This is a genomic window from Marivibrio sp. (genome assembly GCF_040218065.1).
Classification (GTDB): domain Bacteria; phylum Pseudomonadota; class Alphaproteobacteria; order UBA8366; family Aestuariispiraceae; genus Marivibrio.
In genome coordinates, this window is sequence record NZ_JAVJQE010000010.1 from 135,788 (window position 1) to 155,659 (window position 19,872).

Annotated in this window: 16 protein-coding genes and 1 pseudogene; 11 read left to right on the forward strand and 6 right to left on the reverse strand. The window is 66.6% G+C overall.

Annotated elements, in window-relative coordinates:
* Positions 1-60: 60 nt before the first annotated feature.
* From RIB45_RS10665 to RIB45_RS10680, 4 genes are all read right to left on the reverse strand, one after another.
* Positions 61-1,101, reverse strand: coding sequence for a rod shape-determining protein (locus tag RIB45_RS10665; RefSeq protein WP_210681242.1), 1,041 nt, complete (start codon positions 1,099-1,101; stop codon positions 61-63).
* Positions 1,102-1,747: 646 nt separating this feature from the next.
* A complete protein-coding gene (gene ilvC, locus RIB45_RS10670; RefSeq protein WP_350050253.1) occupies positions 1,748-2,767 on the reverse strand; it encodes a ketol-acid reductoisomerase in 1,020 nt (339 codons plus the stop codon).
* 181 nt (positions 2,768-2,948) lie between these two features.
* Positions 2,949-3,599 carry a hypothetical protein gene (locus RIB45_RS10675; protein ID WP_350050254.1) on the reverse strand — a complete coding sequence of 217 codons (651 nt, stop codon included), beginning with the start codon at positions 3,597-3,599 and terminating at the stop codon, positions 2,949-2,951.
* Positions 3,587-4,306 (reverse strand): hypothetical protein, encoded by a 720-nt coding sequence (locus RIB45_RS10680; RefSeq protein ID WP_350050255.1) that lies wholly within the window; start codon positions 4,304-4,306, stop codon positions 3,587-3,589. The genes RIB45_RS10675 and RIB45_RS10680 overlap by 13 nt, the downstream gene beginning before the upstream one ends.
* Positions 4,307-4,423: 117 nt before the next feature.
* Between RIB45_RS10680 and RIB45_RS10685 the strand changes: the two genes are divergently transcribed.
* Positions 4,424-4,963 (forward strand): hypothetical protein, encoded by a 540-nt coding sequence (locus RIB45_RS10685; RefSeq protein WP_350050256.1) that lies wholly within the window; start codon positions 4,424-4,426, stop codon positions 4,961-4,963.
* A gap of 583 nt (positions 4,964-5,546) precedes the next feature.
* A complete protein-coding gene (locus RIB45_RS10690; protein ID WP_350050257.1) occupies positions 5,547-5,819 on the forward strand; it encodes a hypothetical protein in 273 nt (90 codons plus the stop codon).
* 197 nt (positions 5,820-6,016) lie between these two features.
* On the opposite strand, the gene RIB45_RS10695 is transcribed toward RIB45_RS10690, so the two are convergent.
* Complete coding sequence (locus tag RIB45_RS10695) at positions 6,017-7,828, reverse strand: AMP-dependent synthetase/ligase (RefSeq protein ID WP_350050258.1); 1,812 nt, start codon at positions 7,826-7,828, stop codon at positions 6,017-6,019.
* A gap of 173 nt (positions 7,829-8,001) precedes the next feature.
* Between RIB45_RS10695 and RIB45_RS10700 the strand changes: the two genes are divergently transcribed.
* The 9 genes and pseudogenes from RIB45_RS10700 to RIB45_RS10740 all read left to right on the forward strand — a co-directional run bounded on the left by RIB45_RS10700 (position 8,002) and on the right by RIB45_RS10740 (position 18,747).
* Positions 8,002-9,801, forward strand: coding sequence for a M3 family oligoendopeptidase (locus RIB45_RS10700; protein ID WP_350050259.1), 1,800 nt, complete (start codon positions 8,002-8,004; stop codon positions 9,799-9,801).
* Between the two features lie 45 nt (positions 9,802-9,846).
* Entirely contained in the window at positions 9,847-10,689 is an 843-nt protein-coding gene (locus tag RIB45_RS10705; RefSeq protein WP_350050260.1) for an alpha/beta hydrolase, read from the forward strand.
* A 134-nt stretch (positions 10,690-10,823) separates the two neighbouring features.
* Positions 10,824-12,158, forward strand: a complete 1,335-nt coding sequence (locus RIB45_RS10710; RefSeq protein WP_350050261.1) for an ABC1 kinase family protein — start codon at positions 10,824-10,826, stop codon at positions 12,156-12,158.
* 273 nt (positions 12,159-12,431) lie between these two features.
* Positions 12,432-13,637, forward strand: a pseudogene (locus RIB45_RS10715) (Re/Si-specific NAD(P)(+) transhydrogenase subunit alpha); the annotation flags it as partial.
* Positions 13,638-13,785: 148 nt separating this feature from the next.
* The gene (locus RIB45_RS10720) at positions 13,786-14,208 is read left to right on the forward strand and encodes an NAD(P) transhydrogenase subunit alpha part 2 (RefSeq protein WP_350050263.1); all 423 of its coding nucleotides are present in this window, start codon (positions 13,786-13,788) and stop codon (positions 14,206-14,208) included.
* 28 nt (positions 14,209-14,236) lie between these two features.
* Positions 14,237-15,625: an NAD(P)(+) transhydrogenase (Re/Si-specific) subunit beta gene (locus tag RIB45_RS10725; RefSeq protein WP_350050264.1), complete on the forward strand. Its 1,389-nt coding sequence runs from the start codon at positions 14,237-14,239 to the stop codon at positions 15,623-15,625.
* A gap of 138 nt (positions 15,626-15,763) precedes the next feature.
* Positions 15,764-15,997, forward strand: coding sequence for a hypothetical protein (locus tag RIB45_RS10730; protein ID WP_350050265.1), 234 nt, complete (start codon positions 15,764-15,766; stop codon positions 15,995-15,997).
* Between the two features lie 177 nt (positions 15,998-16,174).
* Positions 16,175-17,380 (forward strand): DnaJ-like cysteine-rich domain-containing protein, encoded by a 1,206-nt coding sequence (locus tag RIB45_RS10735; protein WP_350050266.1) that lies wholly within the window; start codon positions 16,175-16,177, stop codon positions 17,378-17,380.
* A 77-nt stretch (positions 17,381-17,457) separates the two neighbouring features.
* Positions 17,458-18,747, forward strand: coding sequence for an MgtC/SapB family protein (locus RIB45_RS10740; RefSeq protein WP_350050267.1), 1,290 nt, complete (start codon positions 17,458-17,460; stop codon positions 18,745-18,747).
* A 17-nt stretch (positions 18,748-18,764) separates the two neighbouring features.
* Here RIB45_RS10740 and RIB45_RS10745 read toward each other — a convergent pair whose 3' ends face one another.
* A complete protein-coding gene (locus RIB45_RS10745) occupies positions 18,765-19,733 on the reverse strand; it encodes a GlxA family transcriptional regulator (RefSeq protein ID WP_350050268.1) in 969 nt (322 codons plus the stop codon).
* Positions 19,734-19,872: the final 139 nt, after the last annotated feature.

A 19,872-nucleotide genomic window follows, 5' to 3' on the forward strand; every position in this document is an offset into this window, starting at 1 on the left:
CCGGGTTAGAGTCCCGAAGGGCCCGACCGCGCCGCCGCGCCTGCGAGCCCCCTCACGCGATCAGTACATGCTGATCAGAACGTTCTTCAGCGTGCGCATCTCTTCAAGGCATCGCCCGGTGCCGAGCGCGACGCAGCTGAGCGCGTCGTCGGCGATCGAGACCGGCAGGCCTGTGTTGTGCCGCAGCACGTAGTCGAGATTGCGGAGCATGCCGCCGCCGCCGGTCAGCACGATGCCTTTGTCGACGATGTCGGCGGCGAGTTCCGGCGGCGTCTGCTCGAGCGCGACCTTCACGGCTTCGATGATGGCGCCCACGGGCTCGGCCAAACTTTCGGCGATCTGGCGCTCGGTGATGACGAGCTCCTTGGGCACGCCGTTCATCAGATCGCGGCCCTTGATCTCCATCGACATGCCGTCGCCCTCGTCGGGCGGGCAGGCGGAGCCGATCTGCTTCTTGATCCGCTCGGCCGAGCCTTCGCCGACGAGCAGGTTATGGTTGCGGCGGATGTAGGCGATGATCGCCTCGTCCATCTTGTCGCCGCCGACGCGCACGGAGCGCGAATAGACGATGCCGCCGAGCGAGAGCACGGCCACCTCGGTCGTGCCGCCGCCGATGTCGACCACCATGGAGCCGGTCGGCTCGGTCACGGGCAGCTGCGCGCCGATCGCGGCCGCCATCGGCTCCTCGATCAGGAAGACGCGGCGCGCGCCCGCGCTCTCGGCGGATTCCTGGATGGCGCGACGCTCCACCGCGGTCGAGCCGGAGGGCACGCAGACGATCACCTGCGGGCTCGCGAAGCTGCGGCGGTTGTGCACCTTGCGGATGAAGTGCTTGATCATCTCCTCCGCCACCTCGAAGTCGGCGATGACGCCGTCACGCAGCGGGCGGATGGCCTGAATGTTGCCGGGCGTGCGGCCGAGCATCATCTTCGCCTCGTCGCCGACGGCGAGGACCTGCTTCTTGCCCTTGACCTCGACGATGGCGACGACCGAGGGCTCGTTCAGAACGATGCCGCGGCCCTTGACGTAGACGAGCGTGTTGGCCGTGCCGAGATCGATCGCCATGTCGGCGGAGAGAAACCCGAGAAGACGCGAGAACATGGTTGGCGTTCAGCCTCCGAAATCACTGATCACACGGACCGCGCGACCTGCCGCCGCCGGCCCCGAACGCCCCTTTCGACCCAAAAGAGCCGCTCCCGAACACACCGCAATGCCGCGCGGGCGAGCCGTCGCCCGTCGCGCCGCCGGCGTCCTTAGCAAGTCTGACCCCCACGGCCGCCCCGACGACAAAGCCGCTACGAGACGCCCTGCGATCGTCGCGCCCGCCGGATCCGCGCGCACCCCTCTATACCGCGCGAATTATTGACGAACACTTAACCGCAAAGAATTTCCTCGACCCGCGTCGAAGTAATGCACCCGAAAAAAGGCCGGACCGGGGCGGCGTTCGGCGCGGTATCTCAGGAAACGCTCGCAGCCCTGGATGTACGCCGATTCAGCCCTTGGAGCAACGGTTTTCTCCTTGGTTTCCGGCGGGTTTTCGGGGCGCGACCGGCGCGTGTCGGACGCTCCGAGCGGCGCTCGATCCCGTGTCGCGCAGTCGTTCGGCAATACTGTCGAACGCTTGGCGGCGCGACGCTCGGCGCTAGAGCGGCGGCTAGCGACGGCCGGCTGTTCGGGGCTACAGAAAAAGGGGCGCCTCCTGCGGGAAGCGCCCCTTCGTCGCGTCGGCGAACCGGCCGGGTTGGGCTCAGTTCTTGGCCTTGTCGACCAGCTTGTTCTCGCCGATCCAGGGCATCATGGCGCGCAGCTTCTCGCCGACCTCCTCGATCGGGTGCTCGGCGTTGCGCCGCCGGGTCGCCTTGAAGCTGGTCTGATTGACCTTGTTCTCCAGCATCCAGTCGCGGGTGAAACGGCCGGACTGGATGTCCTCCAGCACACGGCGCATCTCGGCCTTGGTCTCGTCGGTGATGATGCGCGGCCCGGTCTTGTACTCGCCGTACTCGGCCGTGTTGGAGATCGAGTAGTTCATGTTGGCGATGCCGCCCTCGTAGATCAGGTCCACGATCAGCTTCACCTCGTGCAGGCACTCGAAATAGGCCATCTCCGGCGCGTAGCCGGCCTCGACCAGCGTCTCGAAGCCGCCGCGGATAAGCTCCACCAGGCCGCCGCAGAGCACCACCTGCTCGCCGAACAGGTCGGTCTCGACCTCCTCCTGGAAGCTGGTCTCGATGACGCCGGCGCGCCCGCCGCCGTTGGCGCAGGCGTAGGAGAGCGCGATGTCGTGCGCGTTGCCCGACGGATCCTGATGGATCGCGATCAGCGTCGGCACGCCGCCGCCGCGCAGATACTCGCTGCGCACGGTGTGGCCCGGGCCCTTCGGCGCGACCATGAAGACGTCCAGGTCGGCGCGCGGCTCGATCAGGTTGAAGTGGATGTTGAGGCCGTGGGCGAAGGCGATGGCGGCGCCTTCCTGCATGTTGGCGGCCAGCTCATCCTTGTAGATGTCGCCCTGCAGTTCGTCCGGCGTCAGCATCATCACGACGTCGGCCCACTTCGCGCCTTCGGTCGGGGTCATGCAGGTGAAGCCCGCCTCTTCCGCCTTCTTGCGGGTGGCCGAGCCTTCGCGCAGCGCGACGCGCACGTCCTTGACCCCGCTGTCGCGCAGGTTGGCGGCGTGGGCGTGGCCCTGGCTGCCGTAGCCGACGATCAGCACTTTCTTCGACTTGATCAGATTGACGTCCGCATCGCGGTCGTAATACACGCGCATATCGGCGCTCCCCTTCCTTTTCGCAGCGATTTTCCAGCAGGACGGCGGTCCGCCTCGGTTCCGCCAAAGCCGGCGCGGTTTTAGCGATCATGCGCGCCGCGGGCAATGCTTGAAATCATCTTTCCCGTCGGCCCCGCCGGCACAAGTGCGGCGCCGGGCGGGACAAGGCGGGTTGGCGGCCTCAGGCGCGGAAGATCGGGCCGTCATCGTCCCGACTGCGCGGGAGGGGCTGGGCGGGAGAGCGCGTTCGGGTCATGAGCGGCGCCTCGACCGGTCGGCGCCCGAAGCGGACCAGCGCCTTGGCGGTCGCGTCGGCGGTCTTCGGGCCGAAGACGCCGTCTTCCTTCAAACGCTGCGGGCGCGGGGCGGCGCGCTCGGCCGCTTGGGCGTAGAAGCGGGCGGGCTCGCGCTGCGCCTTCGGCGCGGGCGCGTCGCGCTCGACCAGGCGGTTGACGCCCTGCTGCAGCCGGCGCACCGCCTCCTGCGGGCCTCGGGTCCGCTCGGCGGCGTCCAGCGCCTCGGCCAGCTTGTCGGCGGCGCTCTCCAGATCCTCGCCCTCGACGGTGGCGATCGGCGCCGGCGCCGGTCGCACGGGGCGCTTCGCCGGCGGTTGGATCGTGCGGCCGGTCGCGTCGGTCTTGGCCGCGTCGGTCCCGAAGATCGTCGCGTAGAAGCCGGCCGGGGCGTCGTTCGCCCGCTGATGGTCCGGATGGGCGGGGTTGGCGTAGGCCGGATCGCGCATGACAGCGCCCCGTTCGCCCTCGGTCCAGTCGGCCGGGTTCTTCAGCAATATCCGGTCGAGCGAGGGGATCGCCTTCATCAGATCGCGCACGCGTCGGCCCAGGCTCTCGGGATCGGCGGAGCCGCGCGTCCCGTCGTCGGGCGCGCTCGGCTTCGGCGGCGGCTCTTTCGGCTCCGCCCAGCCGCGCGTTCCGTCGTCGACGCGCTTGGCGGCGTAGTCGGGCGCGGGGTCGGGCGGGTCGAGGCGTCGGGCGGCGGCGTCGGCGCCGGGGCGGCCATAAGCATCGTCACGACATCGCGTATCTGGTCGCGGGTGATCCCGGTTCGCTCGTTGGGATCGGTCAGGTCGTTGGCGTAGCCGGGATGCTTCGCGGGGCTGTAGTCCTTCGGAAACGCTTTGGCGGGGTCGAGCCCGGCGGCCTCGATCACATGCCGGATGGTGGAGTTGCTGTTCTGCATCGGGGCGGCGTCGTAATCGAACTCGCGCGCCTCGACCTGCTCCGCCGCCGCGGTCATTTGCCGCCAGACGATCTCCGGGTCCATGCCGTCGAGGTCGAGCTGACGGGCGCGGCGGCTTTGCGGAGAGGCGCCGTCTTTGTACTTGTCTTTCGAGTCGGCCAGCGGCTTATCGGCTTCAGTCTTGATCTGACCGAACGGCGGGAGTCTGTGCTCGGGTCCGCCATTGATAACCTGCTCGCCGCCCTTTCCGTCTCGGTAGACGAGGTAGAGATGGCGCCGGCCGCTCTCTTCGTCGCCGGTCACGGGCTTCGTTTCAATGTAGATGCCTTTTTTCATCATGACGTGTATCCTTCCTTATGCGCGCAGTGAGGGTGTTCGCGCCGCCGGGCGCGCGTGCCGCCGGCGCGGTTCGGCCAGCGGGACGCCGGCTGACCTAGCTGTCAAAGGGACGAACGAATGGGCGCGAAGCGCTGGGCGCTGATGCTCGTCTGCGCGGTTCTCTACGCGGCGCCGCTTCTTATCTGTCCCGGCATGGTTCCCGGGCGTTTCCTTGCGCTCTGCAGCCCGTTGACAGAGCCGCAGGCCGCGGTTCTGTTCGGATTGTATGGGTCCTTCTGCGTTTTTCTTTTCACGCTTTCAGCCTTTCGAACGACACCCGATCCGGCGACCCGTCGTCGGATCGCAGGGGTGGTGGCGGCTGCGTTCTTCCTCCTCGTCCTCGTGATGTTTTGGCCCAACGCAGTCTGGGAGACGGATTGGGAATTCACGGGTGCAGTTGCAGAGGCGCATGCCGCGACCTTTTTGTGCGTCTTGCTCCTGTGGACGGCTTTGCACCGGAAAATAGCCCGATCGCCGCGCGTCTGGCGGCGCCTGGATCCCAATGAGATCGTCGCGATGGGCGACCGGCGCCGGGCCGTCTTCTGGCATCCGGCGCTCGCCTTCCTCCTTCACGTGCTCGCTGCGAGGAGTCACTTGGTTTGGATCACTGGGCTGTGACGCGCGCAAGCGCGCTCGTCATTCTCCATCCTTCTTTCCTCCGCCCTGGCGCTGCACGAAAATGCGGCCGTCCGGGTGGGACGACCGCTCGCAAGGGCAGGGTTCGGCGCTTCTCAGGCGCGGAAGAAAGATGGTGCGGACCGCTTTCGTGACCATCGATCACGGGCTTGGTCTCGATATAGATGCCTTTCTTCAGCATGGTGTATATCCTTTCTTGTTCGCGCAGTAGGGGTGTCCGCGCCGAGGCGTGCGCAAGCCGTCGGCGCGGTTCGGCCGGCGGAAAGCCGGCTGATCCGGATTTGAAAGGGACGAACGAATGGGCGCGAAACGCTAGGGGCTGATACTTGTTTTCGCCGTTCTCTATCTCGGGCCGCTATACATGTGCCCACGGATGGTTCCGCGAAGCCTCCATGTGCTCTGCAGCCCGTCTACGGAACTGGGCGCCGCAGTCTTGTACGGACTTTACGGCGCTCTTTGCGTCTTCCTTTTCACGCTTGCGGCCTTCCGAACGACGCGCGATCCGGCGGCTCGTTATCGAATCGCCGGCGTGATTGCGTGCACTTTCTTCCTCCTAGTGCTCCTGATGACGTGGCCGATCGTCTGGTGGGGGACTGGTTGGAAACTCGAGCCCATGGTCCTGGATACGCATGGCGCGACGCTTTTGGGCGTCTTGATTCTGTGGGCGGCCTTCCACCGGAAAATCGCGCGCGCGGCGCGCCTCTGGCGACGCTTCGACCCGGGCGAAACTGTCGCGATGGGCGACCGGCGGCGGGCGATCTTCTGGCGTCCGGCGTTCGCTTTCATCCTTCATATGATGGCGGCGATGACCGACTTGATTTGGATCACTGGGCTTTGACGCCTGGCGCGCGCTCGTCATTCTCCGTTCTCCGTCTCTCAACCCGAACGCCCACGAAAAAAGCGGCCGTCCGGGTGGGACGGCCGCTTTCGGGCTGCGGGCGCAGCTGTGGTGTGTGTCGCGGGCGCAATCTTGGCGCGAGAACGGGCGCGCTGTCAACTTATAACATTTTTGGCCCCCTCTGAAGGATAAAAAACCTAGTCCTTGTCGCCGTAGAGCGCCCGGAGCTTCGGCGCGTATTCCCGCTTGATGGCGTGTCGGCGGATTTTCATCGACGGCGTCAGCATGGCGTTGTCGACCGAGAAGGGCTCTTCGGCCAGCGTGAAGCGGCGCACCTTCTCGATGACGGAGAGCTGCTTGTTGCTCTCGCTCACGGCCGCGTCGATCGCCTTCAGCAGATCGGGGTCGTCATGCAGCGCCTCGAGCGTCGATCCCTGCTTGCCCTGCTCCTTCGCCCAGGTCTTCAGCCATTCCGGGTCGGGGACGATGAGGGCGACCAGATGCGGGCGCTGGTCGCCGAAAACCATGGCCTGGAGGATCTCGGGACGTAGGGTCAGCACCCCCTCCACCCGCTGGGGCGAGATGTTGTCGCCGCCGGAATTGACGATGATGTCCTTCTTGCGGTCGGTGATCTTCAGGAAGCCGTCTTCGTCCAACTCGCCGACGTCGCCGGTGTGCAGCCAGCCGTCCTTCACGGTCTCGGCCGTCTTCTCCGGCTGGCCCCAGTAGCCCAGCATGACCAGTTCGCCGCGCACCAGGATCTCGCCGTCCTCGGCGATCTTGACCTCGACGCCGCGCAGCGGCGGGCCGACGGTCATCAGCTTGTTCTTGTGCGGCAGGTTGACCGAGACGACGGGCGCGCTCTCCGTCTGGCCGTAGCCTTGCAGCACCTCCATTCCCAACGCGATGAAGAACTTGCCGACGTCGTAGTTGAGCGGCGCCCCGCCCGAGACGAAGGCCTTGAGCCGGCCGCCGAAGCGATCGCGCACCTTCTTGCGCACCAGCTTGGTCAAGAGCGGGTCGAGCAGCTTCTCCCCGAGCGACAGCGCCTCGGGGGCGTCGTATTTCTTGCCGCCGATCTCGACCGCCTTGTGCAGCAGCTTTTCCTTGGCGCCCCCGGCCTGGGCCGCGCCGTGCAGGATCCGCCCGCGGATCGATTCATAAAGCCGCGGCACGGCCGTCATGATGGTCGGACGCACCTCCGCGATATTGCCGATCAGCTTGTCGAGCCCCTCGGCGAAATAGACCTGCGCGCCGATCGCCATGGGCACGAACTGGCCCACCGTGTGCTCGTAGGAATGGCTCAGCGGAAGGAAGGAGAGAAACACCTCCTCCCCTTCGGTCAAGCCGGGCAGGAGACGCAGGAAGTCGTCCGCGCCCATCACGTTGCACAGCATGTTGCCGTGGCTCAGCATCACGCCCGCGGGCGCGCCGCCGGTGCCCGAGGTGTAGATGATGCAGGCCATGTCCTCCCGCGCGGGGCTGAGCGCGTCCTTCTCCGCCTGCGCGCGGGCCTGCGCGCCGCGGTTCCGTTCGATCAGGTCGTCGTACTGATGGACGGTGATCGTCTCCGGCGCGTCGGGCAGCGGCTCCATCGCGATTACGGTCGAGATCCCCGCCTCGACGCAGGCCGGCAGCAGGCGCTTGGCCAGCTGATTGGTCGAGACGATCGCAAGCCGCGCGCCGGAATCCGTCAGCACGTGCAGATGGTTCTCGACCGTGTTGGTGGTGTAGGCGGGAACCGTCACGCCGCCGGCGATCATGATCCCCAGATCGCACAGCGTCCATTCAGGCCGGTTTTCCGCGACCAGCGCAACGCGCTCGCCCGACGCGACGCCGATCTCCTGCAGGCCGGCGGCGAAGGCGGCGGCCTCGTCGGCGGCTTCCTCCCAACTGCGCGCCGTCCAGACGCCGTTCGTTTTGGCGACCAGATAGGGCCTGTCGCCATAGGCCTTCACCTGCCGAAAGAACAGCTCCGGCAGCGTGCGGAGCGCCGAATAATCGAGCATGGCGGCTGCGTCTCCCCCTCGTCGTCTTTCCCTGTCCGGCCGTACGGCGCTGGGGCGATTTTCCGCCTCTCCTCCGGCGCGCCGATCGGCTTCTCGTCGCGGACGCTCGGGTCATTGCCCGGACCGCCCGCGTCTCCTATATGGCGTCGAGCCCATAAAGGAGACAAGCCATCATGCCCGATTCCGCGCGCGAAACCGCCTTCGTCGACGAAAACGGCCTGCCGATCTGGAATCTCGACGACCTTTACCCCGGGGTCGACAGCCGGCAGCTGAGCGCCGATTTCGAAAGCGCGGAAGACGAGGCCGCCCGCTTCGCCGAGGCGCACGCCGGCAAGGTCGCCGATCTCGACGGCGACGCGCTCGCCGGGGCGATCGCGGAATATGAGCGGATCGAGGAGATCCTGGGTCGCATCATGAGCTACGCGCAGCTGCGCCACGCCTCCAACGTCTCCGACCCGAAGGTGGGGCAGTTCTACCAGAACTGTCAGGAGCGGGTGACCGACATCTCCTCCACGCTCTTGTTTTTCGAGCTGGAGCTGCGGCGGATCGACGAGGCGGATCTGGAGGCGAAACGCACGGCGAGCGAGGCGCTGGCCCATTACGGCCCCTGGCTGCGCGACGTGCGCGCCTTCGCCGACCATCAGCTCGACGACGATCTGGAGAAGCTGCTGCACGAGAAGCAGGTGGCGGGCCGGGCCGCCTGGATCCGCCTGTTCGACGAGACGCTGGCGGGGCTGCGCTTTCCGTACCGGGGCGAACGGCTGACCAACACCGAGATCCTGCACAAGATGAGCGACCGCGACGCCGCCGTGCGACGCGACGCCGCCAAATCCTTGGGCGAGACGCTGGGCGAGAACATTCAGCTGTTCAGCCTGATCACCAACACGCTCGCCAAGGAAAAGGAGATCGAGGACCGCTGGCGCGGCTTCGCGCGCCCGGTCTCCAGCCGCAACCTCGCCAATCTGGTCGAGGACGAGGTGGTCGACGCGCTGGTCGACGCGGTGAAGGACTCCTACCCGACGCTGTCGCACCGCTACTATCGCCTGAAGGCGAAGTGGATGGGCGAGAAGACGCTGGATTATTGGGACCGTCTGGCCCCGCCGCCCGCCGACGACGACCGCGAGATCGCCTGGGACGAGGCGGCCGAGACCGTGTTGTCGGCCTATCGGCGCTTCGATCCGGCGATGGCGGAGGTGGGCGCTCGCTTCTTCGAGGGCGGCTGGATCGACGCGCCGCCGCGCCCGGGCAAGTCGGGCGGCGCCTTCGCCCACCCGACGGTGCCGAGCGCGCACCCTTACTTGCTGCTGAACTTCAAGGGCAAGACGCGCGACGTGATGACCTTGGCGCATGAGCTGGGCCACGGCGTCCATCAGGTGCTGGCGGCCGAGCAGGGGCTCTTGATGGCGGACACGCCGCTGACCCTGGCCGAGACGGCGAGCGTCTTCGGCGAGATGCTGACCTTCCAGTCGATGCTGGCGAACACGACCGACCCGAAGGCGCGGCGCGCGCTGCTGGCCAACAAGATCGAGGACATGATCAACACGGTCGTGCGCCAGATCGCCTTCTACGAGTTCGAGCGCCGGGTCCATGAAGAGCGCCGCTCCGGCGAGGTGACGGCCGAGCGGATCGGCGAGATCTGGATGGACTGCTCACAGGAGAGCCTGGGCGACGTTTTCCGCTTCGGTCCGGAATACGCCAATTTCTGGGCCTACATCCCGCACTTCATCCATTCGCCCTTCTACGTCTACGCCTACGCGTTCGGCGATTGTCTGGTCAATTCGCTCTACGCCCTCTATGAAGACGGGCATCCGGAGTTCCAGAAGAAGTATCTGGCCATGCTCCAAGCCGGGGGGACGATGCGGCACAAGGAGCTCCTGGCCCCCTTCGGCCTCGACGCCTCAGATCCCGCCTTCTGGCGCAAAGGGCTCGGCGTGCTGGAGCGCTTCATCGACGAGTTCGAGGCGACGTTCTGAGAAAGCCGGTTCGCCGCCGGCCGCATTTGAGGGGGAGGCGCATCGATGCCTGAAGGGTCCCAGCCGCTGGCGCTGGAGGTTTTGCGCGCGCGTCCGCCGGAAGGCGTCGCGGCCCGCAAGACGCCGGTGCTGATGCTGCACGGGGCCTTCGCCGGCGCCTGGTGCTTCGGCGAGACTTGGCTTCAGCGCTTCGCCGAGGCGGGCTACGAGGCCTCCGCCTTCTCCTTCCGCGGGCACGGCGACAGCGCCGGGCGCGATCGGTTGGATCGGTTCGGGGTCGAGGATTACGTCCGCGACCTCGACGCGATGATCAAGGATCAGCCGGCGCCGCCGATCCTGGTCGCGCATTCGATGGGCGGCTTCGTCGCGATGCGGTATCTGGAGCGCGCCTTCGCCCGGGGCGCCGCGCCGCCGGTCGCCGGTCTGTCGCTGCTGGCCAGCGTGCCGCCGGCGGGGCTTTGGGGGCCGAGCCTCAGCCTGATGACCTTCCAGCCGACGCTGTTCTTCGAACTGGCCATGATCCAAGGCGGCCAGCCGAGTTGGATGAGCCTCGACAGCGTCAACCGCGCCCTGTTTACGCCGGAGACGCCGAAGGAGGCCGCGCACGCCTATTACGCGCGCCTGACCACGGAGAGCCGCCGCGCGGTGCTCGACATGCAGGGCGGCGTGCGCATCGACGCGTCCAGGATCGCGGGCCGTCTGCCGATTCAGGTGCTGGGCGCCGACCACGACGTCCTGATCCCGCCCGCATTCGTGCGCGCGACGGGCCGCAGTCTGGGCGTGACCGCGGAGATCCTGTCCGGGGTCGGGCACGGCATGATGCTGGGGCGCACGTCGGAGAAGCCGGCGCGCCGGGTGCTGGAGTGGTTGGCGCGCGTGGCGTCCTGACTCGGCGCGAGATGTCTTCCGCCCCTTGAAAGCGGGTGAGCGGAACGGGCGCTTTCCCCTTTGAACCGTCCCCCGCCGCCCTACGTATTGAAGGGCGTGACGCGGCGTTCATCCCAACAGGAATCGATCCCTTCATGTCGGACGAGAAGAGCTTCTACGGACAGGCGAAACGCTACGCCAAAGTGGGCACCGCCATGGCCGGGATCGGCGGGCGGCTGGCGGCGTCGCGCTATCTCGGGCGCAAGCTCGACAATTCGAAATACGCCGAGGAGCTGACTCAGGCGCTGGGCGGCCTGAAGGGGCCGGTGATGAAGGTGGCGCAGATCCTCGCCACCATCCCCGACGCGATCCCTCAGGAATACGCCGACGAGCTGCGCCAGCTGCAGACCAACGCGCCGCCGATGGGCTACCCCTTCGTGCGCCGACGCATGCGCTCGGAGCTGGGCGAGAAGTGGGTCGAACGCTTCAAGCATTTCGACCGCGATGCGGCGCACGCCGCCTCGTTGGGGCAGGTTCACCGGGCCACCCTGGACGATGACGAGACGGTCGCCTGCAAGCTGCAATATCCCGACATGGCCTCCGCCGTGGAGAGCGACCTGAAGCAGCTGAAGCTGGTCTTCTCGATATACAAGCGCTACGACAACGCGATCTCGACGCAGAAGATCTACGAGGAGCTCTCCGAGCGGCTGCGCGAGGAGCTGGATTACGCCCGCGAAGCGCGCGCCATCGCGCTCTACGACTACATGCTGCGCGACGAGCCGGCCGTAACGGTGCCCGAGACCGTTCCCGATCTCTGCACAAAGCGGCTTTTGACCATGAAGTGGCTCAGCGGCAAGCCGTTGATGGACTTCCGCGAGGCCGATCTGGAGACCCGCAACACGCTCGCCGCCTCGATGTTCAAGGCGTGGTACACGCCTTTCTATTACTACGGCGTGATCCACGGCGACCCGCATATGGGCAATTATTCGGTGCGCGACGACCTCGGCGTCAATCTGCTGGATTTCGGCTGCATTCGGGTCTTCCCGCCGAGTTTCGTCGAAGGGGTGATCGAACTCTACCGCGCCTTGCGCGACGACGACGACGATCACGCCGTGTACGCGTACGAACGCTGGGGTTTCGAGAATCTCGACAAGGAGACCCTCGACGTCCTCAACATCTGGGCGCGTTTTCTCTACAAGCCCCTGATGGAGGACAAGGTCCAGAAGATCCAGGATCAGGACAGCGGGCGCTACGGGGCCGAGGTGGCCGGCAAGGTGCACAAGGAGTTGAAACGCATCGGCGGGGTCGAGCCGCCGAGGGAGTTCGTGCTGATGGATCGCGCGGCGATCGGGCTGGGCTCGGTCTTCATGCATCTGAAGGCGGAGATCAACTGGCACCGCACCTTCCACGACCTGATCGGCGAGTTCGACGTCGACAAGCTGGCCGAGCGCCAGCGCGACGCGCTGGCCCGCGCGAAGTTGGACGGCTGACGCGTACGCAGACGTACGCCCCTTTTTCGCCGCATCCTCGCTTTCTTTTCGCCCGACCCTTGGCAGGGCCGGGGGAAGGCCCTACTTTGAGCCGAGCTATTCCGTCCGCCGAAGGGGATCGGCGGACGCGTTTGTAAGGTGAGTTGGGAGGGGGATGCGGAGCGCGGCGCGATCGCGCGTCCACTCGCCTCCGCCCGTTGCGACTGGGGATTAAGAACCGAAACGAGCTGACAAGGGACGGGCGCCGACAACAGGCTCCGAGTAAGGACATCCATGAAGATCGCCATTCTGAAGGAGCGGCAGGCGCATGAGAAGCGCGTCGCCGGCTCCCCCGACAGCGTAAAGAAGTTCGTCGATCTCGGCTGCGAGGTCGTCGTCGAGGCCGGCGCAGGCGACGAGGCCGCGCTGCATGACGACGCCTTCAAGGAGGCCGGCGCGACGATCGCCAAGGACGCGGCCTCGGCCGTCAAGGGCGCGGACGTCGTGCTGAAAATCCAGCGCCCCATGGAGGACGAGCTCGCGCTGTTCGCCAAAGGCCAGACGTTGATCTGCCAGGCGAACGCCCTGACCGAGCCCGCCCTCGTCAAGCAGACGGCCGAAAAGGGCGTGCGCCTTTTCGCGATGGAGCTGCTGCCGCGCATCACCCGCGCGCAGTCGATGGACATCCTCTCAAGCCAGGCGAATATGGCCGGCTACAAGGCCGTGCTCGACGCGCTGGAGTTCTTCCCGCGCGCGATGCCGATGATGTCGACGGCCGCCGGCCGGGTTAATCCGGCGAACGTCTTCGTGATGGGCGTCGGCGTCGCCGGGCTGCAGGCGATCGCGACCGCCAAGCGCTTGGGCGCGGTGGTCTTCGCGACCGACGTGCGCCCCGACACCAAAGAGCAGGTCGAGAGCCTGGGCGGCAAGTTCGTCGCCGTCGAGAACGAGGAGTTCGAACAGGCCCAGGCGGACGGCGGCTACGCCAAAGAGATGTCGGACGATTACAAGCGCCAGCAGGCCGAGTTGATCGCCGAGCAGATCCAGAAGATGGACATCGTGATCACGACGGCGCAGATCCCGGGCCGCAAGGCCCCGGTGCTGGTGACCGAGGATCACGTGAAGTCGATGAAGCCGGGCGCGGTGATCGTCGATCTGGCGGCGGAGAGCGGCGGCAACTGCCCGCTCACCGAATTCGGCAAGGTGGTCGAGAAGCACGGCGTCACGCTGGTCGGCCATCCCAACGTCCCGAGCCGTCTGGCGGAGGCGACCAGCCAGCTGTTCGCCCGAAACCTGGTCAACTTCCTGACCCCGTTGATCGACAAGGAGACGAAGAAGCTCTCTCTCGACAAGGAGGATCAGATCGTCGCCGGCACCTTGGTGTGCGAGGACGGCGCGATCCTGCATGAACGGGTGAAGGACGTCGCCGGGCCGGGGAAGAAGGCGACGGGCAAGAAGGCGGCGGCGAAGAAGGCGTCGGCCAAGAAGTCCGGCGCCAAGAAAGGCGGGGCGAAGAAGGCCGCCTCCAAGAAGGCGGCGGCGAAGAAGGCCGAGGCCAAGCAGGCCGACGCTGCGCCCGCGGCCGAGACCACCGATACGCCGAGCGGCGCCGACGGCGGCGACGCTCCCAAGCAGGAGGGCTGAGGCGATGGACAAGCAGCAGCTTTTAGAGCAGGCGCAGAGCCTGCAGGAACAGGCCCGCGCGCTCGCCGAGAAGGCCGGCGCGTTGGCGGAACAGGCGGCCGCGCTTTCCGGTCCGGCCGCAGAAGCCGCGGCGGCGACCGGCGGCACCCCCTTCATCGTGCTGTTCACCGCCTTCGTGCTGGCCTGTTTCGTGGGCTACTACGTCGTCTGGTCGGTCACCCCGGCGCTGCATTCGCCGCTGATGGGCGTCACCAACGCGATTTCGTCGGTGATCATCGTCGGCGCGCTGATCGCCGCCGGCCCGGCCGACATGAACATTTCCAAAATCTTCGGCTTCCTGGCGATCGTGCTCGCCAGCGTGAACATCTTCGGCGGCTTCCTGGTGACCAACCGGATGCTGGGGATGTTCAAGAAGAAGCAGAAGTAACGGCGGACAGGAATAAGGAGACGAACCCATGCAATGGGCTGGATTCGCATATCTGATCGCCGCCGTCTGCTTCATCATGGCGCTGCGCGGTCTGAGCCACCCCGAGAGCGCCCGGATGGGCAACCGATACGGCATGATCGGCATGGCGATCGCGGTGATCACCACCATCGCGATGCCGAACGTCGTCAGCTACGAATGGATCATCCTGGGCATCGTGATCGGCGGCGCCGTCGGCGCGGTGATCGCTCAGAAAATCGTCATGACGGCGCTGCCCCAGCTGGTGGCGGCCTTCCACAGTCTGGTCGGTCTGGCGGCGGTCTTCGTCGCGGCGGCCGCCTTCTACAGCCCTGAGGCCTACAACATCGGCACGGCCGGCGACATCGCCGTCGCCTCGTTGATTGAAATGGCGCTGGGCACGGCGATCGGCGCGATCACCTTCACCGGCTCGATCGTCGCCTTCGGCAAGTTGCAGGGGATCTTCGGCTCCAAGCCGCTGGTCTTCTCCGGCCAGCATCTTTTGAACGCCGGCCTCGGCATCCTGCTGGTGGTTCTGATCGCGTGGTTCTGCGCCACCGAACAGGCGTGGCTGTTCTGGGCCATCGTCCTGCTGAGCTTCGCCATCGGCTTGCTGCTGATCCTGCCGATCGGCGGCGCGGACATGCCGGTCGTCGTCTCGATGCTGAACAGCTATTCCGGTTGGGCCGCCTGCGGCATCGGCTTCACGCTGGCCAACACGGCGCTGATCATCACCGGGGCGCTGGTCGGCGCGTCGGGCGCGATCCTCAGCTACATCATGTGCAAGGGGATGAACCGCTCGATCTTCAACGTCATCCTCGGCGGTTTCGGCGGCGAAAGCGCCGCGACCGGCGGCGGGGGCGACGACGATCGGCCGGTCAAATCCGGCGGGCCGGAAGATGCGGCCTTCATGATGAAGCAGGCCGAGAGCGTCATCATCGTGCCGGGCTACGGCATGGCGGTCGCCCAGGCGCAGCACGCGCTGCGCGAAATGGCGGAACTGCTGAAGGCGAACGGCGCGCAGGTGCGCTACGCCATTCACCCGGTCGCAGGCCGCATGCCCGGGCACATGAACGTGCTGCTGGCGGAGGCGAACGTCGATTACGACGACGTGCTCGAGCTGGAGGAGATCAATCGCGATTTCTCCAGCACCGACGTGGTCTTCGTCATCGGCGCGAACGACGTGACAAATCCGGCGGCCAAGACCGACAAGACCTCGCCGATTTACGGCATGCCGATCCTCAACGTCGAGGACGCCGAGCAGGTGTTGTTCGTGAAGCGCTCGATGGCGTCCGGCTACGCCGGCGTCCAGAACGAGCTGTTCTTCCGCGACAACACCACCATGCTGTTCGGCGACGCCAAGAAGATGTGCGAGGACATCGTCAAGGCGCTGGGCGGCTGACGTCGCTCTGTCGACGCTGCGAAACGCGAACGGGCGGGTCCGAGAGGCCCGCCCGTTTTCATTCGGCCGGCGTCATTGTCGGCCTTGGGTCGCCTTCCCACCTTTTCCATAGAGACCGGGAAGGAAAGGAGGCGACCCATGTCTGGATATGTGACCCACCTGCTCGCCCGATTGCCGGAGTACGAGTCCCGGATAAAAGAGGCGCTTGAGACTGTGAGCGGCTTCGAGGCCGTCGCGCGCGCGCACCATGAGGTGTGCGACGAGCTGAGCGCCGGCGTCGACGAGCCGGGCGAGCTCGAGCGTCTGCACCAGCGGCGCAAGAACCTGGAAGAGGAAATCGTGCGCACTCTGGAAGCGGGCGGGCGCGTATGACGCGGCGCCAACAAGCGCCGAGGTTCGGCGGGAGGCGTTGGGCGCCCCCCTGATATAGGGCGTCTGATCCGCCGGGCTTTCCCGCCCTACGCCCGCGCGCGCGGCGATGTGGCGGCGAGCTTGACGTTGCGCCATAATGCACCTTGGGCGCGATGAAATGCGGGGGTGCGCGCGGTGATGGGAGTTTGCGACAGCCGCCTCGGCGGGATTCTCGACTCGTTCGGCGCCTTCGACGTGTCGACGTCTTCCGAGACGCCCGGCGTCTTCACAGTGGAGCGCCGCATCAAGGTGTCGGTGGACTACGCGACCGCCGAACGGCAAGCCCCGCCGGCCAATGCGGTGCGCTTTCGGCTGATCAAGCCCAAGCATCTTCGCAAGGTCCACGACCAGACGCGCCAGCGGGCTCTGCGCGCTCCCGACAAAGCGACGCGCGCCGTCGCGCCTCAATGGTTTCAGGCGGCCTTTGGAGAAACGGAGGCGTACCGGAACTCGGCCCCGCTAGCCTACCGAACCCAGCGTCGCCGGGTCGTCGACCGGGTCGAAAAGAAGCTGTGCGCTAAATGTGGGGCATCGGGCAAGGTCGAGCAGAAGACCATACACACCGACTACAAACGCTGCCTCTCCTGCGGCGGGCAAGGCGTGCACTGGAGGCGGCGGTATGTGCCGCAGCCCGGCACGACGGGAGGATACTACACGCAAGACCCCGTTATGTGCACCGCATGCGGCGCATCGGGCCTCATTCCGCAAAGACGTACCGTCACGCAGACGGTCTCTTGTCCGAAGTGCCGCGGCTCAGGCCAGATCGAACACACGCACTACAAATGGGTCAAGCTCACCATCCTCTACAGCGTGCGAACGCGGGTCCGGGCGACGGACCGGCTGCGCGCCGACCGCCGGCTTCAGCGGTTCAGCAAACGCGTTTGGGGCGCAAGCGAGGCGCCGGACCGGCTCGCGCGCTTCGCAAGCGGGTCGGAGTTGCAGCAAAAGACACGTCGCGCCAGCCTTATCCTGAGATATCGGGCGGAGGTTCCGATTCACACGACCGTCGTATCGGAAAATGCGAGGCCTCTCGGCCGCCTCACCTCGATCGGCACGCCAGCGGCGGCGCTCACCGTCGCGGATGCGCCCTTCTTGGATAGACGATTGGCGGCGAAGACGCGGGAGTTGAAGCGGCTTTCGGCCGAGGCGGTGCTGATGGAGGCGCAGCGCAACCGGCTCGTCGCGAGCCTTTGCGAACTCGCGCGGAGCGGACGCCGACCGGATCCCGACTCCTTCCTTCGGCTCTTCTCGCAGAAGCAATTGAACAAGACGGTGCAGACGATCTCGAAGCGCCTGCGCCCGAAGGGCGGGGTGCTCCGACGTCTTTTCCGCCGCAAGCGCTAGCCGAGGGCCGGCCCTTTCCATAAGCGTCGCGCGGCGCCACTGTGGGCGAAGTCTCAGGCGGCGAAGGGCGATGATCTATGGACGGAGGCCCTATCGAACCAGGCGCGATAATCCCGCTCGCCGTGGCTCTGGCGCTGGGTTTGCTGATTGGGTTGGAGCGCGGTTGGTCGCGGCGCGGTCTTGAAGAAGGCGCGCGCGTCGCCGGCGTGCGCACCTACGGGCTGATCGGTCTGTTGGGAGGTTTCGCAGGCCTCGTCTCAGAAAAGCCGGCCTTGGTGTTCGCCGCCGTCGGCTTTCTCGCGCTGACGGCCGTATTGAGCGTGGCCTATTGGCAGTCAATCCGGCGGACGGACGATGTCGGCGTCACCAGCCTTGCGGCGGCGTTGCTGACTTTCGTCTTCGGCGCGGCGGCGACGCTCGGCTACATGACGGAGGCGTCGGCTGCGGCCGTCACGACGGCCTTCCTCCTTGGCTCCAAGACGCAGATACACGGCTGGGTGAAGGCGCTGGAGGAGACTGAGCTGCGCGCCGGCCTGAAGCTGCTGTTGATCTCCGTCGTCATCCTGCCGGTGCTGCCGGATCAGGGCTACGGGCCGTGGCGGGCGCTGAACCCGTATCAGATCTGGTGGATGGTGGTGCTGATCGCCGCCGTCTCCTTCGCCGGTTATTTCGCGATGCGCTTGGCGGGGCCGGGCAAGGGCGCGGCCTTGACGGGGCTGTTCGCGGGTCTCGCCTCCTCGACCGCGCTGACTTTGCACTTCTCGCGCCTTGCGCGTTCGGACGGCGCGCGGGCGAAGCTTTACGCCGCCGGCGTCCTGATCGCCTGCGGCACCATGTTTCCGCGCATGGCGGCGGTGACCTTCGTGCTCAACCGCGATCTGCTGCTGACCCTCTGGCCCGCGGCGGCGGCGATGGCGGCGATGGTCTACGGCGGCGCGTTGCTGCTCTTTCTCAACATTCGGCGCACGCAGCAGGAGACAGGCGAAGCCGCGCCGCTCAGCAATCCGCTGCAGCTGAAGGCGGCGATCGGCTTCGGCGCCGTGCTGGCCGTCGTGATGCTGGCGGCCGAAGGCTTGGAGCGGGCGTTCGGCGGCGCCGGCGTCGCGGCCCTCGCCGCGGTCTCCGGCGTCACGGACGTGGATGCGATCACGCTGACGCTCGCCAGCCGCGCGCAGGACGATCTGGCGCTGGCGCTCTCCGCCTTCGGGATCATCTTGGCCGGCTCGGTCAACAGCTTGGTGAAGGCCGGCATGGCGCTCGCGGTCGGGGGCGCGCGCTTCGGTCTGCTGGCGGCGGGGCCGTTGGCGCTGGCGGCTTTGGTCGGATTGGGCGTCGTCTGGACGCTGACGGGCGGCGCCGGGTTCTGAGGCGGCGGCTGAGCGGCTCACGCCTCCGGGGCGCGGTCCTCGCGCGGCGAATGGCCGAAGAACTCGCGATAGCATTTGGCGAAGTGCGAGGCCGAAACGAAGCCGCAGGCAAGCGCCACGTCCAGCACCGACATCGTCGTCTGGCGCAGCAGGATGCGCGCGCGCTGCATGCGCAGGCTGAAATAATATTTTCGCGGCGTGGCGTTGAGATATTTGCGGAACAGCCGCTCCAACTGCCGGGTTGAGAGGCCGACGGACTCGGCGATCTCCTCGCGTTCGACCGGGGCCTCCAGGTTCTCCTCCATCTTCTCGATCGCGGCCAACAGCTTCGGATGGCTGACCCCGACGCGGAAGCGCAGCGCCATGCGTTGATGTTCGTTCTGTTCGCGAATCTGCTTGTGGATGAACCATTCTGAGACGGCGGCGGCCAGTTCGTGGCCGTGCTGCGCCGAGACCAGATGCAGCATCAGGTCGATCGCCGCCGTCCCGCCGGAACAGGTAAAAATCGGTCCGTCGATCTCGAACAGCTCGTCGGTGACGTCCAGGTGCGGATAATCCTCGCGGAAACCGTCCATATACTCCCAATGGATCGTGCAGCGCCGGTTATCCAGCAGGCCCGCGTGCGCCAGCACGTATGGCGCGGTGGAGACCGCGCCCAGATGCGATCCCATCCGGCTGATGCGGCGCAGATAGCCGATGATCCGAGGGTCCTTGACGCGCTCGGTGCCCGCGCCGCCCACCGCGATCACGCCGTCGTAGCGCATCTCTTCCGCCAGCGAGCGCTCCGGCATCACCGCGATGCCGTTCGACGCCGCCACCGGCGCGCCGTCGGACGACAACAGCGTCCAGCGGTAAAGTTCTTTGCCGGACAAGGTGTTTGCGGCGCGCAGCGGCTCGATCGCGGAGCTGAAGGCCATGAGCGAGAAGTTCGGCAACAGCAGATAGCCGAAGTGCTGCGGCAGCTTGTCGGGCGGGCCTTCGAACATGCGCGACGGCGCTTTCCTTCCTGGCTCCGACAGGGATGTCGGAAATCGGACAGTCGGGCGAGCTTACATGAATCGGGGGAAGGGGGAAGGGGGAAGGGAGAAAAGAGCCCTCTCCCCTCTGAAGGGGGGAGGGGGAAAA